Below are 15,683 nucleotides of genomic sequence, written 5' to 3' on the forward strand. Positions count from 1 at the left end.
TTTATTTTTAAAAAATACTAAAAATAACCAAATAATGTATTGTAAAGTAAATTTAGTTCAATGAAAATATGTTAAAGATTTTATTTTAAAAAGCGTTTATAAATTTAGCATTACAAATTTTAGCTATAATGCTTGGAATTTTTTAATTTTTGAGTAAATTTATGAATAGATATATAAATCTTTTTAAAGCTAATAAAACTGTTAGAATTCTTTCAACCATACAACTAATTTGCTATTTTGGTGCGTGGTTTAGCCATATCGGGGTTTTTACACTTTTAAACAAACTTGGAGCAAGTGATCAAATGGTCGCACTAACAGCAGCTATGGCATTTATCCCAAGTGTGATAATAGCACCATTTGCTGGAGTTATAATAGACAAATTTAGAGCATTTCCACTTTTTATGACATTTATGATAATAGAGGCTATAACTGTTGCTTTGCTTTTGCTAGTGGATAGCTTGAGTTGGTTTTGGTTTTTACAAGCTTTAGTTTTTATAAGAATGGGATTAGCTGGTGTTTATTTCCAAGTTGAGATGAGTTTGCTACCAAAAATTTTAAAAAATGATGAGTTGAAACTTGCAAATGAAATTCACTCCATAATTTGGGCTGTTTCATACACTTTTGGTATGGCATTTGCAGGAATTTTTATAAATCATTTTGGGGTTTATAACTCGTTTAAATTTGACTTTCTTATCTACTTAGTTGGTATTTTTTTGCTTACAAGATTAAATTTAAAAGAAGAGAAAAAAACTCTAACAACAAAAGCATTTTTTATGATAAAAGAGGGATTTATCTATCTTAAATCCAATCCACTTTTAATAAATTTAATTTTAATTCACGGCTTTGTGGCAGTTACTTCATATGATACTTTAATAAATATTTTAGCAAAATATCAATATAAAGAAATTTTAAGTTTTGCTCTTATTTTGGGCTTTATAAATACAGTTAGAGCCTTAGGACTTATAATAGGACCTATAGTTTTAAGCAAATTTGCAAATAATAGGACCATTTTTTTAATTTTTATCGCCCAAGGTTTGGGGCTGTTTTCATGGGCGATTTTGCAATTTAACTTTTATCTAAGCTTTATCGGACTTTTTTTAACTGGACTTAGCACCTCAACTCTTTGGTCTTATACATACACTCTTATACAAACACATTGCGATAAAAGGTATTATGGTAGAGTTATAGCTTATGTTGATATGGTGTTTTTAGGAGTTGCCGCAACTACCTCTATACTTACTGGATATTTATACAAGCTTGGTCTAAGTGCGTTTTGTATAACTATACTTTTTGGACTTAACTTTATAATGGCAGCGTTTTACTATAAAAGAGTTTATAAAAGGATTTAAATTTAGCCTTTAAACATGGTTTGAAATGAAATTTAAAAAAGTAAAGTATAAGTTAAATTTAGTTTTTCCAAAGATTGTGCTTATAAATTCCTAAAATATAAATATCATCATTTTTTATCCTAAAAACAACAACAAAGCCTTTAAATATCAAGTCTTTTACATCTTCATCATCTGTGGTTAATGACTTTCTATAAATTTGTGGATAGTTTGGGATTTGGTCGATTTTAGATAATAAATCATCTCTAAATTTTAAAGCTTTTGTTTTACTATCTTTTTTGATAAAGCCTACAATCTTGCCTAACTCTTTTTTAAAGCGATTAGTTAAAATTATCATTATTTAGCTATTTATGATTTTATCTGTGTAAGTTCTTATTTCTTCCATTGTGTGAAGTTCCATCGTGCCATTTTCAATTTGCTCTATAGTGTCCTTAACTTCGGCTTTTATCTCATCAAATGTTAAATTTGACAAATCATCATCTTTTTCAATAATAAATTTCGCATTTTTATCTTTAATAAATTCTAAAATTTCATCAATGACGCTTTTTTCAGCTTGTAAAGTTATAGTTTGCATTATAAAACTCCTTATTAAATTTATAAAAGTTTAGCTAAAAAGTGTTAAATTTATCTTAAAATTTTACTTGGTCTTTTTGCTACAAATTCCCCTCTTTTTTCCTTAGGTACAACTTCTTGAAATGCAGCAAATACAAATAAAAACGCTAGTATTAAAACATAGACTAAAACAAAACCTAAAGAGCCAAAAATTTCTATAAAAACTCCTGTGATTAATGGTCCTAAAAGTGAGCCAATAGAATAACTTAGTAAAAGCTCAGCTCCAACTTTTGCACTTTCGTTTTTATTATTTAACATATCATTTGCTCTTGCAAGTGATAATGCATAAAGTGAAAATGTTCCAAAAGTTAGAAAAAATACGCAAATTTTTAAAATAGTTAAATTTTCTAAATTAATCCACATAAAAAAAGAAGCAACTAAAGCAATAAAAACACCAAGCATAATTGAATATTTTCTACCAAATTTATCACTAAAATTTCCAAAAAAAAGCTCTGATAACAATCCACCTATCATAGCTATAAAAATAAAAGCAGAAATATCTAAAACACTTCCTCCTGTTTTTAAAACAAACACGCTTGACATTGCAAAAAAAGAACTTAGACAAATTCCAGCTGTAAAACTTCCACTAAGTGCTAATGGAACGAGTTCAAAAACATTTGGAATTGATAGTTTTCTTTTTTCAGGAAGTGGTGGTTCTTTAATTTTTACGGTATTCATTGGAATTGCACCAAGTAAAATGAAAAATATAGAAATTGCAAAAATTTTAGCGTTATTTAAATTTAGAGCAAGTATTATAACCCCAACACCAAATCCACCATAATAAAGCATCTCATAAAATGCTAAAACGCGTGATCTTATCTCATTTTTAGACTTTGTATTTATCCAGCTTTCTACAACCATAACGATACTATAATAAGAAAATCCAAGTAAAAATCGCAAAAATGCCCAATAAATTATGCTATTTCCAAGTCCATGAAGCGTAGCTGAAATGGCAAATAAAGCTGTAAATATAGCATAACTTCTAACATATCCATAGCTACTTATAAAACTATAAGCAAATATCGCACTCATAATGCCACCAAGGAAAAAGCACGATGTGATAATGCCGATAAAAACATCGCTTACGCCCATTTCTTTTAGCATAACACCAGCTGATGTTAAAACTAAGCCATTTCCTATAAATATCAGCCAAATTCCAATAAAAAGAGCAGATAAGACCTTAATAGTTCTTTTTGGGCTTGGCATCTTCTTACTTATTTGCATATAAAATTCCATAAATCATAGCGCCAATTGGATATGGAAAAACACCAGCCATAAATCCATAAACATTTAAAAGCTCAGTTTTTACTAAGATATAAAAACTAAGACCCAAGGCAAAATAACCAACAATTTTAAAAGGCGATAAAAAAGTCAAAGCAGAAGATTTTTTACTTATTTTTATATCTTCATCATTTTCTTCTAAATAATCAAATTTTCCACTTCTTAGCTCTTTGTCTATCATATTTTTGTAGCTTTTAAATGAAAAATTTGCTATAAACATAGTTATCATAAATGAAATTTGAGAACTAATAAGCCATTCTAAGCCAAAAACAAAGCTTAAAATAGCTAAAATAAAGTCTAAAATAAGATAAATTTTTAATAAATTAATAAATTCTTTTGTCAAATCTCACCTTTAAATTTGCTTTGAAATTTTTGCCATTTAGACAAAATTTATGCTTCATTCCACTTTTTATCTTCTTTATCAATGACGTCAAACTCATCATAGTCTTTATGAGGATTTTCCTTATCAAGAGCCTCTTTATACTGCTTATATTTTGGATCATTTACAAGATCATTAATATCTTTTTGCTGGGCTTTTATGGCTTTATAAATATTTAAAAAAGCAGCCAATATCCCAACAACTAAAAATATCCAAAATAAAGCCTTTATACCAGTTAGATGATAAAGCCCTTTTCCTATGAAAAACCCTATAAGTACAGCCACAACGATAGAAATAGCCAGACTTAAACCATTTGCATCTTTTACTGCATCATTTAAATTTTCAGTTATTTTCATAAAATCACCATTTATTTTTTCAAATTTGACATTACTTTTTTGGCTGCATTTAAAGCAAAGTCAATATCTTCCTCACCCATTGCATTACATATAAATCCAGTTTCAAACTGAGATGGCGCTAAAAATACACCCTCATTTATCATGCCAGTATGGAATTTAGCAAATAGTTTTAAATCAGATGTTAAAGCATCAGCATAATTTTCAACCTCTTTATCTGTAAAAAAGTAACCAAACATACTTCCTCTAACACATGTTTGGATGCTAATGCCGTTTTCTTTTGCTATTTTTTTAAGTCCATCTGTAAATTTAATAGCTAACTTTTCAAGTTTTTCATATAAATTTAAAGTATTTGAAATTTTAGTTAAGCTTGCAATTCCAGCCGCCATAGCAACAGGATTACCACTTAAAGTTCCTGCTTGATAAACATCGCCTAAAGGACTTATCAAGCTCATAATTTCTTTTTTTGCGGCAAATGCAGCTGCGTTCATGCCACCACCAATTACTTTACCAAAAGTAACAATATCAGCCTTTACTCCATAAATTCCAAAACTACCAGTTTTACTTGCGCGGTATCCGCTCATTACCTCATCCAAGATCAAAACCATATTTCTTTCATCACAAATTTTACGAAGAGCTTTTAAAAACTCAGGCTTACTTGGAACAAGTCCCATATTTCCAGCAATTGGTTCAATTATAATTGTTCCGATATTGTCATTTTTGTTTAGTATCTCTTTTACGCTTTCTATGTTGTTATAAATTGCTACAAAAGTATTTTCTGCCACACTTTTAGGAACTCCTGCACTACTTGTTGCCCCAAAAGTAGCTGCCCCACTTCCAGCTTTTACCAATAAGCTATCACTATGTCCGTGATAGTTTCCTTCAAATTTGATAATTCCATCTTTTTTGCTATATCCTCTTGCAAGACGAATCGCACTCATAGTTGCTTCTGTTCCACTACTTACAAATCTTATCATATCAAGATGAGGAAAATCTTTAAGAATTAAATTTGCAAGTTTTGTCTCCAAAGGACTTGATGCTCCAAAGCTAAGTCCATTTTTAGCAGTTTGTATAACTGCTTTTTCTATTGTCTCATCACAATGTCCAAAAATCAAAGGTCCCCAACTTTGCACAAAATCAAGATATTTTTTTCCCTCAATATCTTCAATATAAGCACCTTTTGCACTTTTTACAAAAAATGGATGGCTTCCAACATTGCCAAATGCCCTAACAGGCGAATCAACGCCCCCTGGAATTACTTTTTTTGCCTCTTTAAAAGCTTGTAAATTTGTCATCATCTCTCCTTATTTTTGGTTTATTATATCTTTATTTTTTAACTTTTGTTTTTATAAAATCGCTTTGCAATTCAAACTTATCATCAAATTTAGTTTTAATATACCAATATTTACCAAGAGTTGAAATGGCTTCAATATTATATAAAACTATGGAATCATTTTTGTATTTGGCATAAGTTAAGCAGCTTTTGTAGTTAAAACTCGCTTTTATATTTTGAGTCGTGTTATTTTCTTTTGTATTATTTTTTTTCTCTATAAAGGTCAAATTTCCATCTTTAAAAGTAAATTTTTTATTATCTGTATTAATAGTCTTATTGTTATCATCTACAAAAGTTAAGCAATCTTTATCTTTTAAATTTCTGCTTTCGCTTCCATTATCTGTTTTATAGGTCAAATTGCTATTAATATAAGAAATAATCTCAACTTCCTTATCACAATTAAATTTACAAATCATATCATCAGGTAAAAATTCATCTGCTTTTTTATCTAAAACTATGTATTTATATTCAACGCCACTTATATTTAGGGTTTTGTAGATATAATCTGAAAACAATACAGGAACACTAAACATCATAAGTGTTGTTGAGAAACACACTAGATAAAGATACTCTTTCTTGTTTATTTTATTATCAATACGTAATTTCCACAATAAGACTATCGATACAAACATAAAAAGTATAAAAGATACTTTAAAAAGACTATTTGTAATGAAAAGCGCATAAATAGCCATAGAGGCATAAATAACAAGAAGAAGTATGTAAAAAACTATTTGAAACTTTTGACTCTTTATAATTTTAGACAATAAAAAATTAAATAATAAAAATACAATGAAAATAATCAATAAAGTAAAAAATGGAATAAAAAATTCTTGTCTAATTTCAAACAGATATTTTTCGAAAAAATTAAATAACCAAGTAAGCAATTTATAAATCTTAATTGAAAATATTTGTAAAACCAACAATATAGATAAAGATGCAGCTATATAAGATGTTAAATTTACAAATAAAGACTTTGAAAATATTTTTAAAAATTTATTATCAAAACTTTTTTTTCTTCTATCATCTGTATAAACAATAGAAACCACATAAACAACTAAAAATATTAAACAAGGAATTAATAAAAAAATTCCAGATGTTTGTATTATTTGATATAGAAGCTCGCTTTGAGATATAGCTGGAATATAACCTTGAAAAAAGAAAAATAAAATATATATAACAAATCCAAAAGAAAAAAATAAAAATGTCGAAATCCACTGATGAGCTCTTATAAAATTAAAAATATCAAAAAAAGCTTCTTTCTTGACTTTTACTGACTTTTTATAGATATATTTTTCAAAATACTCGTTTTTTGATAAATACCGCTTTATATTTTCTAAAATTCTATTTTTTATCTTATTGTTTTTCTCTATTTCAAGTAAAGCACAGGTATCATATTTATTAAAATCTTTGAGCTCTTTGTCTTTGTTATTTTTACTATTAAAATCTTGATTTATTTCACTTTTAAAAATTTCTATTTGATTATAAATTTCATCATCTAATTTTTCAAAACTTAAAACTAAATTTTTACAATTTTGATAATCTAAACTATTTAAAATTTTTACCTTTTGATTAAGTAAGTTTATAAGAATATTTGAATTTGAAGCAGGTTCGTTGAAATTTAAAAAATATTGCTCTATAAATTTTATAAAATTCTCACATTCTTCTACTTCTTTATGCTTATTATATAAAATTTCTTCCATTTAATTGCTCTATTTTTGACTTTGTTTTAAATATTTATAAATCACAATTATCTCATCTTTTGTTAAAAAATACGATGGCATAACACTTCTTTTTTTACTTGTTATACCATCGGCTAACTCTTGAGGGGAGAGATTATTTATCCTTGGTGCAGTTAGGTTAAAATCTACTTTTTGCTCACTTGTTTTATTAAGTTCTTTATAGCTTGCTATAACTAGCCCCTCGCCTTTTAATCCGTGGCATTTATGACATCCAATTCCACGTGGATTTTTATAAAGCATCTTTCCATACTCCATATCAGTTATAAAGCTTTCTGCATGTATAAAATTTATAATAAAAAGTAAAATAATAAGTTTTTTCAATATCCGCCTTTGGCAAATTTAAAATTTCTAATATGATACAATTTATAGCTTTAAATTTAGCTTTTTTATAACTAAATTTGGGTATTATGTAGTTTTAAATTTAAATTTAAAAGGTGAAAGATGACTTTAATAGATGGAAAAAGTATAAGCAAAAAAGTAAAAGATGAAGTAAAAATACAAACTTCAAATTTAAAAGAAAAAGGCATTATCCCAACTCTTGCTGTTGTTTTAGTGGGTGAAGACAAAGCTAGTCAAACATATGTAAGATCAAAAGAAAAAGCATGTGAACTTTGTGGTATAAAATCTCTTGCTTTTAAACTTAGCCAAAACACAACTCAAGAAGAGCTTTTAAAGCTTATAAAAAAACTAAACTCAGATAAAGAAGTTGATGGTATCTTAGTTCAACTTCCACTTCCAAAACACATAAATACGAATGATATATTAAAAGAAATTGATCCAGATAAAGATGTCGATGGATTTCACGCGATAAATGTTGGTAAATTAGTAAGTGGGTTGGATGGTTTTGTGCCTTGTACTCCACTTGGAGTTATGAGACTTTTTAAAGAGTATGATATTGATCTAAATGGCAAAAATGCAGTAGTTATTGGAAGAAGTAATATCGTTGGAAAACCTATGGCAAATTTGCTTTTAAACGCCAATGCTACTGTTACTATAACTCACAGCAAAACTAAAAATTTAGAGAATTTTACTAAAAATGCTGATATTATCGTTGCAGCGATTGGAAAGCCAAAATTTTTAAAAGCTGATATGGTAAAAGATGGTGCTATAATAATCGATGTAGGTATAAATAGACTTGATGATGGCTCTTTGGTAGGAGATGTTGATTTTGAAGAAGTAAAAGAAAAATGCTCATTTATAACACCAGTACCAGGCGGGGTAGGACCTATGACAATAGCAATGCTTTTAAATAACACTTTAATTTCAGCCAAAAAAAGAAAAAGCAAGAAAAACTAGAAAGATTAAAATGAAAAAAACTTTAAGTAGAATTTATAATTTTTCAGGAAGCTGGACTGGAACTATTGTAATAGTTTTATTTGTGATATTTTTCTTTGCTCAGGCTTTCGTAATCCCTAGTGGCTCTATGAAAAACTCACTTTTAATTGGTGATTTTTTATTTGTTAAGAAATTTAGCTATGGCATACCAACTCCTCATATTCCATGGGTTGAAGTGCCTGTTTTGCCAGATTTAAATAAAGATGGGCACTTTATAAAAGGCAAAAAACCACAAAGAGGAGATATTGTTGTATTTCGCTATCCGTTAAATAAAAAAATACATTTTGTAAAAAGAAATTTTGCAGTTGGTGGTGATGAAGTTATTTTTACTATAAAAAATTTATATCTAAGACCACATGAGGGCGATAGTTTTATAGATAAAAATTACGATAAAAATGATATTGTTATTTTAAATGGTAAAAAATTTGTAAAAGAGCCTTATAAAAATAAAGGCATTCACTACGATGAAAAAGTAAATTTACTAAGCCTTACTTTAAAACACCTTGCAAATGGTAGTTTCGCTATGCAGCCAGCCATAGTTGACGGGCTTGGAAAACTTGATAATGGACTTAATTTTAATGCATATTATATAAAAGTGCCTGAAAATGAATTTTTTATGATAGGAGATAACAGGGATCACTCAGATGATAGTCGTTTTTGGGGAACGGTGCCATATAAATTTATAGTTGGAAAGCCTTGGTTTGTATATTTTAGCTGGGATAAAGATAAAAAAATTCGTTGGGAAAGGATAGGAAGATCAGTAAATACTCTTGAAAATAAAGAAGAGTTTATCTACGATCAACCATAAAAGGAAAATTTTATGAATATAAGTGAAATTTTTATAGCAGGAGATCACTCAAGCTTAGAACTAAAAAGTAGCTGCAAGGAGTTTTTAGAAAACTTAGGATACAAAGTTACAGATCTTGGGACAAATTCAGATGAAAGTGTGGATTATCCAGACTTTGCATATATTCTAACGCAAAAATTAAAAAGCGTTAAAAATAGCTATGGAGTGCTTATTTGCGGAACTGGAATAGGCATAAGTATAGCTGCAAACAGAGATAAATTTATTCGCTGTGCATTGTGCCATGATGAATTTACTGCTAAAATGGCAAGAGAACACAACGATGCAAATGTGCTTGCTTTTGGAGCAAGGATTTTAGACTGCAAAATGGCTAAAAAATTATGCGAAATATTTTTTAGCACAGAATTTGCAGGTGGTAGACATGAGCGAAGAGTTAAGAAACTTTCTTAAAGGACTAAAATGCAAAATGTTTTAACTAATGATGAAAAAAAATATCTTTTAAACTCAATTAGAGCCATAAAAGACTTCCCAAAACCAGGTGTTATTTTTAGAGATATTACAACCCTTTTAAACAACAAAGAAGCATTTAATTTTTTAATGGATCATTTAGAAAATAGATATAAAAGTTATGATTTAGATTTTATATCTGGTATTGAAAGTCGTGGATTTATCTTTGGAGCAGCACTTTCAGCAAGATTAAGAGTTCCTTTTGTTCCAATTAGAAAACCACATAAACTTCCATATATTACGCTTTCGCAAAAATACAGTCTTGAATACGGTGTTGATGAAGTAGAAATTCACATTGATGCTTTTTTAAATAAAAATGATGCAAAAGTTCTTTTAATAGATGATTTAATAGCAACTGGAGGAACTGCAAAAGCTTCAGTTGAGCTTATTAACCAAACAAAAGCGAAGTGCGTTGAAGCCTGTTTTTTAATAAATTTAAAAAGCGAATTTAAAGGAAGTGAAATTTTAAAAAATATGACGAAAGTTTATTCTATTTTAGAGATTTAAATGGAAGAATTTTTAAAAGGTTTAATGCTTGAATATCAAGAATACGCATATATTGTTTTATTTGTATGGTGTTTGATAGAGGGCGAAATTGGTCTTATTTTAGCAGGAGTTATGGCTCATTCAGGATATATTAATCTTCCTATTTCCATAGTAGTTGCGGGAGTTGGAGCATTTTGTGGGGATCAATTCTACTTTTTTATAGGTAGATATAATAAAAAATTTATAACCAACAAACTAAGCTCTCAAAAGCGTAAATTTGCAATCGCACATTTACTTTTACAAAAGTATGATTGGTGGATTATATTTTTTCAGCGTTATATTTATGGTTTTCGTGCAATCATACCAATGAGTATTGGCATAACTAGATATGACCAAAAAAAATTTGCATTTATAAATTTAATAAGCAGTTTTTCATGGGCTTTTTTTACTATAATTTTAGCATGGTATTTTGGTGATGAAATTTGGCATTTTGTAAATTTCATAGAAAAACATTGGTATGTAGCACTACCTATAATAGTGTTATTTTTTGGCTTACTATTTTATGGCTTTAAGCAAATGGAAAAAGGCTTTTTAAAAAAGAAAAAATAGATAAAAAACAATGAAAGGATAAAAATGAAAATAGAGTTTTTAAACAAACCTTTAGCTGAAATTTCAGCTGATTTTGAGGCAATTTTAGTTGTTAATAAAGATTTAAATCACAAATTTGTAAAAGACAAAGATAAATTTGAATTTTTTAACTATAAAGGGGATAAAGTTTTAGTTTTGCCTGAGAAAAAAAGAATTTATGTTGGTATTAAAGAGCTTGATTATGACAAAATCCGCGTTTGCATGAGTCAAATTTATAACTCTTTAAAAACTTATAATATAAAAAGTGTAAAACTTAACTCATATCTTTGTAAATGTACTAAAAAAACTTTTCAAGCTATGGCTGAGGGCTTTATCTTAGGAAGTTATGAATTTACAAAATACAAAAGTGAAAAAACTAAGTATTTATTAAATCAAATTTATATCTCATCAGAGGAATTTGCAGATAAAGAAGTAGATGAAACAAAGGCAAATTTAGGACTTAAAAATGGTGATATCATAGCAAGGGCTACAAATTACGCAAAAAATGGTGTAAATGAAATACCTGAAATTTACACACCTGTAAAAATGGCCGATGAAGCACAAATTCTTTCAGCAAGATATGATAGAGTTGATTGCAAGGTTTATGATAAATCATTTTTAAAAGAGCAAAATATGAACGCATTTTTAGCAGTTAATAGATCAAGTGCGAACGAACCTAGGCTAATTCATCTAACATATACTCCAAAAGTTAAATCCCTAAAAAGAGTTATTTTTGTAGGAAAAGGTTTAACTTATGATAGTGGTGGACTTAGCTTAAAACCAAGTGATTATATGCTTACAATGAAAAGCGATAAAAGTGGAGCGTTAGCTGCTATGGGTATTATAAAAGGAGCTGCTGAACTTGAACTTCCTTTTGAAATTCATGCAATAATTGGTGCAACTGAGAATATGATAGGAGGAAACTCATATAAGCCTGATGATGTACTTATCTCAAGAAGTAAAAAAACTATTGAAGTAAGAAATACTGATGCTGAGGGAAGACTAGTTTTGGCTGATTGTCTTAGCTACGCACAAGATTTTAAACCAGATATTTTAATTGATATGGCAACTTTAACAGGGGCTTGCGTTGTAGGACTTGGGGAGTTTACAACAGGACTTTTAGGAAACAATGAAGAGTTTAAAAAAGAGTATAAGGAAATTACAAAAGATAGCGGTGAGCTAATGACAATTTTGGAATTTAATGATTATTTAAGAGAGCTTATTAAAAGCAATATCGCTGATGTTAGCAACACCTCAAGCAGTAGATATGGCGGAACTACAACAGCAGGACTTTTCCTTGATACGTTTATAAAAGATGAATTTAAAGATAAATGGATTCATCTTGATATTGCAGGACCAGCTTATCTAGAAAAAGCTTGGGGATATAACTCTTTTGGTGCAACAGGAGCAGGCGTAAGAGCAAATTTATATTATTTATTAGAACTTGCAAAGGAAGCTAAATGAGTTTATCAGTTGGTATCGTAGGACTTCCAAATGTTGGCAAATCAACAACTTTTAACGCCTTAACAAAAGCACAAAATGCAGCAGCTCAAAACTATCCATTTTGCACAATAGAGCCAAATAAAGCAATTGTTCCAGTGCCAGATGTAAGACTTGATGCACTTGCTAAGATAGTAAAACCTAATAAAATTCAACACTCAACAATAGAGTTTGTAGATATAGCAGGACTTGTAAAAGGCGCTAGTAAAGGCGAAGGGCTTGGAAATAAATTTCTAGCTAATATTAGAGAAACTGAGCTTATTTTACATATTGTAAGATGCTTTGATGATGAAAATATTACACATGTTGAAGGTAGCATTGATCCAGTTCGTGATATACAAATTATAGAAATGGAACTTATCTTAGCCGATATAGAACAATTAAATAAAAAAATCGAAAGATTAGGCAAAGAGGTAAAAGCTGGGAAAAAAGGAGCAAAAGAGCTTTTAGATATGGCAAATTTACTACTTGAACATCTAAATGATGGAAAAACTGCAAGAAGTTTTAATGAGTTTGAAAGCGAGACTTTTATGGAGCTTAATAAAGAGCTTAGACTTTTATCGGCAAAAGATGTAATATATGCAGCAAATGTAGATGAAGAGTCAATACAAAATGATAATGAGTATGTTAAAACATTAAAAGAATATGCACAAAAAAACAACTCAGAAGTTATGAAACTATGCTCAAAAATAGAAGAAGAGTTAATTGGGCTTGATGATTTAGAAGCAAAAGAGATGCTAGAAAGTCTTGGAGCAGAAGAAAGCGGACTTGATGCGATAATAAGACGTTCTTTTGCAAAACTTAACCTAATAAGCTATTTCACAGCAGGAGTTGTGGAAGTTAGAGCTTGGACAATCACAAATGGTTGGAAAGCTCCAAAAGCTGCAAGTGTGATACACAATGACTTTGAAAAAGGCTTTATAAGAGCTGAAGTTATAAGCTATGATGATTTTATAGAATGTGGTGGTGAAAATGGAGCTAAAGAAGCCGGTAAAATGCGACTTGAAGGCAAAGATTATATCGTTCAAGATGGCGATGTAATGCACTTTAGGTTTAATGTTTAAAAAAATTTTAATTAAATTTAAAGCCAAATTTATTAGCTTGAATTTGGCTTTAAAGCTTTTAAAATAAGCCTTTCAACCATAATAATATCTTTAATCTTATAAGGAAAACAGACATAAAAAAAGCTAAAACTTTTACTATTATCTTTAATTTTTAAGCCATATTTTATATTATTACCTCTATAGCTCATCTCAAGATTTTCAAAATTTATCTCTTTTTTATATGAAAATCCAAGCAAACTCCACTTTTTTATAACCTTATCTTTTCTAATCTCTACCAAACTATCACTTAAAACAAAAAATCCTAAATAAATGAACACCAAAGAAAAAAAGACCATTAAATAAACTGCATTATCACTTACAAGCATTACATTTCCAACACAAAGTGGATTACTCTCATCAAAACAGTAAATTCTACTTTGGTGTTTGGTTGACCTAAAAATATTATCATCATCAAAAATCACACAAAGTCCCCAACTTGCTAAAAGCATAAAAAGACTTACCTTTGAAATAACACAAGGCCAAAATTCCCAATATCCTTTAAACTTTCTATTTGAGCCACTTTTAGTCAAAATAAAAACTGAAATTAAAAATAAAACCACACCTAAAAGTAGTAAGATATAATACATAAAAAAACCTTTAAATTTGTTATAATTATATCAAATTTTAAGGATATTTATGAAAAATGGTTTTATAATTTTTATCTTAATTATAACTTTTTTAATAGCAAATATTTCAATTTCAAAAAGCATTATCCAAAAAAGAGATGATTATATAGTTTCTTATACTAAAAAAAGAGTTGTAAGTGATTTTATATATTTTTTAGTTAATGCTATGAATGAAAATAGCGACTATGCAGACCCAAAAGAGGAAAAAAAAGAGTATGTTTTTAAAATAAAAGATGAAATTTGCGTTAAGCTTAAGCCACGAGCTACTGTGATGTTTGAAGTTAGGACTTTTAAAAATGAAATTTGCAATGCATTATATGTAGAAAACTCACCTATTTGGCTTATTATAAATCAAGATTATTTAGGTTTTACGCATAAAGATAATTTATCATATTTAAAAAATAGTGTGGAGTTAATGTTTCAAATCGCAGAGTTAGAACTACGTTTTAAATAACTATTTTTATATTTTTATCTATTTCCTAAAAATCTATTTTGACTAGCACAGTGAAGTGAGCCATTTTGCCTTATAAAAACTCTTGCATCAACGCCTATAATCTCTAAATTTGGCAAAGCTTTTTTAAGTGAGTTTAAAACTATCTCATCATTTTTATCTTCGTAAGTTGGTACTATCAAAGCATCATTTACAAAGATGAAATTTGCATAAGTTGCAGGAAGTCTAACATCATCATAAAAAATAGGTTTTGGAAGCGGTAATGGTAAAAGTTTAAAGCCTGTTTTTTTTAACTCATCCTCCATAAGCTTTAATGACTCATACTGCTCATCATTTTTATCCTCGCAAATAGAATATGCTATCGTATCACGAGTAATAAATCTAGCTAAAGTATCAACATGACTATCTGTATCATCGCCTTTTATAAAGCCGTTTTCAAGCCAAATAATTGTATGAATGCCAAAAAGAGATCTAAATTTATCTTCAAGTTCAGTTTTAGAAAAATTATTTCTATTATCATTTAATAGACAGGTTGTGGTTGTTAGCATAGTTCCATAGCCGTTAAAATCAATACTTCCACCCTCTAAAATAAGATCTATATTTTTGAGCTCGCCTTTAAAATATTTATAAAGCTCCAAATTAACACTATTGTCTTTACTGCTTTGAAATTTTCCACCCCAAGCATTAAACTCAAAATTATAACTTATTATCCTTCCAACACTTTCAACATCTAGTGCACCATAATCCCTTATCCAAGTATCATTTGTGTCTATTTCATAAAAACTTAAATTTGAAATATCTTTAAAAAAATATTCAAAATCCTCTCTGCTTGGAGATATAAGACATACTTTTTGGAATTTACTTAAAGCTTTTACAAGTACTACATAGCTTTTCATTATATCAAGTAAATATTCATTCCAGTCGGTATTATAATGTGGGAGTGATAAAAATATAGCCTCTTGGGCTTCCCATTCAGCAATAGCTCTCATAATGGCTCTCCATTCATAGAATTAAACTAAATTACTATTTAATTAATGTTAATTTATCACTTATAATTTTAAAATAGACTTAAATTAATATTTTTTTATTTATTTAAGCTTAAATAAATAAAAAATGTTACAAAAATAAACAAAAATTAAAATAAAATTAGATTTTTAATAATAAAATTATGAAGTAATATATACAAATTAATAAATCAAA

Annotated in this window: 19 protein-coding genes; 9 read left to right on the plus strand and 10 right to left on the minus strand. The window is 28.5% G+C overall.

Annotation, left to right across the window (positions count from 1 at the left end; translation table 11 throughout):
* The first annotated feature begins 161 nt into the window (after positions 1-161).
* Positions 162-1,349, plus strand: a complete 1,188-nt coding sequence (locus CURT_RS06960) for an MFS transporter (protein ID WP_018712706.1) — start codon at positions 162-164, stop codon at positions 1,347-1,349.
* Positions 1,350-1,407: 58 nt separating this feature from the next.
* Here the strand turns inward: CURT_RS06960 and CURT_RS06965 are convergent, their stop codons facing one another.
* From CURT_RS06965 to CURT_RS07000, 8 genes are read right to left on the minus strand one after another with little or no spacing between them, the layout of a single operon-like run.
* Positions 1,408-1,683, minus strand: coding sequence for a type II toxin-antitoxin system RelE/ParE family toxin (locus CURT_RS06965; protein ID WP_018712707.1), 276 nt, complete (start codon positions 1,681-1,683; stop codon positions 1,408-1,410).
* Positions 1,684-1,686: 3 nt separating this feature from the next.
* Positions 1,687-1,920 carry a hypothetical protein gene (locus tag CURT_RS06970; RefSeq protein ID WP_016646734.1) on the minus strand — a complete coding sequence of 78 codons (234 nt, stop codon included), beginning with the start codon at positions 1,918-1,920 and terminating at the stop codon, positions 1,687-1,689.
* A 50-nt stretch (positions 1,921-1,970) separates the two neighbouring features.
* Positions 1,971-3,182: an MFS transporter gene (locus CURT_RS06975; RefSeq protein ID WP_018712708.1), complete on the minus strand. Its 1,212-nt coding sequence runs from the start codon at positions 3,180-3,182 to the stop codon at positions 1,971-1,973.
* A complete protein-coding gene (locus CURT_RS06980; RefSeq protein ID WP_018712709.1) occupies positions 3,169-3,582 on the minus strand; it encodes a hypothetical protein in 414 nt (137 codons plus the stop codon). The genes CURT_RS06975 and CURT_RS06980 overlap by 14 nt, the downstream gene beginning before the upstream one ends.
* 47 nt (positions 3,583-3,629) lie before the next feature.
* A complete protein-coding gene (locus CURT_RS06985; protein ID WP_018712710.1) occupies positions 3,630-3,974 on the minus strand; it encodes an AtpZ/AtpI family protein in 345 nt (114 codons plus the stop codon).
* 11 nt (positions 3,975-3,985) lie between these two features.
* Positions 3,986-5,266, minus strand: a complete 1,281-nt coding sequence (gene hemL / locus CURT_RS06990) for a glutamate-1-semialdehyde 2,1-aminomutase (RefSeq protein WP_018712711.1) — start codon at positions 5,264-5,266, stop codon at positions 3,986-3,988.
* A gap of 31 nt (positions 5,267-5,297) precedes the next feature.
* Positions 5,298-7,004 (minus strand): MFS transporter, encoded by a 1,707-nt coding sequence (locus CURT_RS06995; protein ID WP_018712712.1) that lies wholly within the window; start codon positions 7,002-7,004, stop codon positions 5,298-5,300.
* A gap of 9 nt (positions 7,005-7,013) precedes the next feature.
* On the minus strand, positions 7,014-7,364 hold the full coding sequence (locus CURT_RS07000; protein ID WP_018712713.1) for a c-type cytochrome: 351 nt from the start codon (positions 7,362-7,364) through the stop codon (positions 7,014-7,016).
* A gap of 120 nt (positions 7,365-7,484) precedes the next feature.
* On the opposite strand from CURT_RS07000, the gene folD reads away from it, so the two are divergent.
* From folD to ychF, 7 genes are read left to right on the plus strand one after another with little or no spacing between them, the layout of a single operon-like run.
* Positions 7,485-8,339, plus strand: a complete 855-nt coding sequence (gene folD, locus CURT_RS07005; RefSeq protein WP_018712714.1) for a bifunctional methylenetetrahydrofolate dehydrogenase/methenyltetrahydrofolate cyclohydrolase FolD — start codon at positions 7,485-7,487, stop codon at positions 8,337-8,339.
* 10 nt (positions 8,340-8,349) lie between these two features.
* Positions 8,350-9,186, plus strand: coding sequence for a signal peptidase I (lepB, locus tag CURT_RS07010; RefSeq protein ID WP_018712715.1), 837 nt, complete (start codon positions 8,350-8,352; stop codon positions 9,184-9,186).
* Between the two features lie 12 nt (positions 9,187-9,198).
* Positions 9,199-9,633 carry a ribose 5-phosphate isomerase B gene (gene rpiB / locus CURT_RS07015; protein WP_018712716.1) on the plus strand — a complete coding sequence of 145 codons (435 nt, stop codon included), beginning with the start codon at positions 9,199-9,201 and terminating at the stop codon, positions 9,631-9,633.
* A gap of 9 nt (positions 9,634-9,642) precedes the next feature.
* On the plus strand, positions 9,643-10,197 hold the full coding sequence (gene apt, locus CURT_RS07020; RefSeq protein ID WP_018712717.1) for an adenine phosphoribosyltransferase: 555 nt from the start codon (positions 9,643-9,645) through the stop codon (positions 10,195-10,197).
* Positions 10,198-10,785 carry a DedA family protein gene (locus tag CURT_RS07025; RefSeq protein WP_018712718.1) on the plus strand — a complete coding sequence of 196 codons (588 nt, stop codon included), beginning with the start codon at positions 10,198-10,200 and terminating at the stop codon, positions 10,783-10,785. It begins immediately after the preceding gene.
* Between the two features lie 24 nt (positions 10,786-10,809).
* Positions 10,810-12,267: a leucyl aminopeptidase gene (locus CURT_RS07030; protein WP_018712719.1), complete on the plus strand. Its 1,458-nt coding sequence runs from the start codon at positions 10,810-10,812 to the stop codon at positions 12,265-12,267.
* Complete coding sequence (ychF, locus tag CURT_RS07035) at positions 12,264-13,367, plus strand: redox-regulated ATPase YchF (protein WP_018712720.1); 1,104 nt, start codon at positions 12,264-12,266, stop codon at positions 13,365-13,367. Before CURT_RS07030 ends, ychF begins: the two co-directional genes overlap by 4 nt.
* 32 nt (positions 13,368-13,399) lie before the next feature.
* On the opposite strand, the gene CURT_RS07040 is transcribed toward ychF, so the two are convergent.
* Positions 13,400-13,993: a hypothetical protein gene (locus CURT_RS07040; protein WP_018712721.1), complete on the minus strand. Its 594-nt coding sequence runs from the start codon at positions 13,991-13,993 to the stop codon at positions 13,400-13,402.
* Positions 13,994-14,042: 49 nt separating this feature from the next.
* On the opposite strand from CURT_RS07040, the gene CURT_RS07045 reads away from it, so the two are divergent.
* Positions 14,043-14,486, plus strand: a complete 444-nt coding sequence (locus CURT_RS07045) for a hypothetical protein (RefSeq protein ID WP_018712722.1) — start codon at positions 14,043-14,045, stop codon at positions 14,484-14,486.
* A gap of 14 nt (positions 14,487-14,500) precedes the next feature.
* Here CURT_RS07045 and CURT_RS07050 read toward each other — a convergent pair whose 3' ends face one another.
* Complete coding sequence (locus CURT_RS07050) at positions 14,501-15,475, minus strand: agmatine deiminase family protein (RefSeq protein WP_026320302.1); 975 nt, start codon at positions 15,473-15,475, stop codon at positions 14,501-14,503.
* Positions 15,476-15,683 lie beyond the last annotated feature (208 nt).

Origin of the sequence: Campylobacter ureolyticus, from assembly GCF_013372225.1 — a bacterium.
GTDB classification, from domain to species: Bacteria; Campylobacterota; Campylobacteria; order Campylobacterales; family Campylobacteraceae; genus Campylobacter_B; species Campylobacter_B ureolyticus.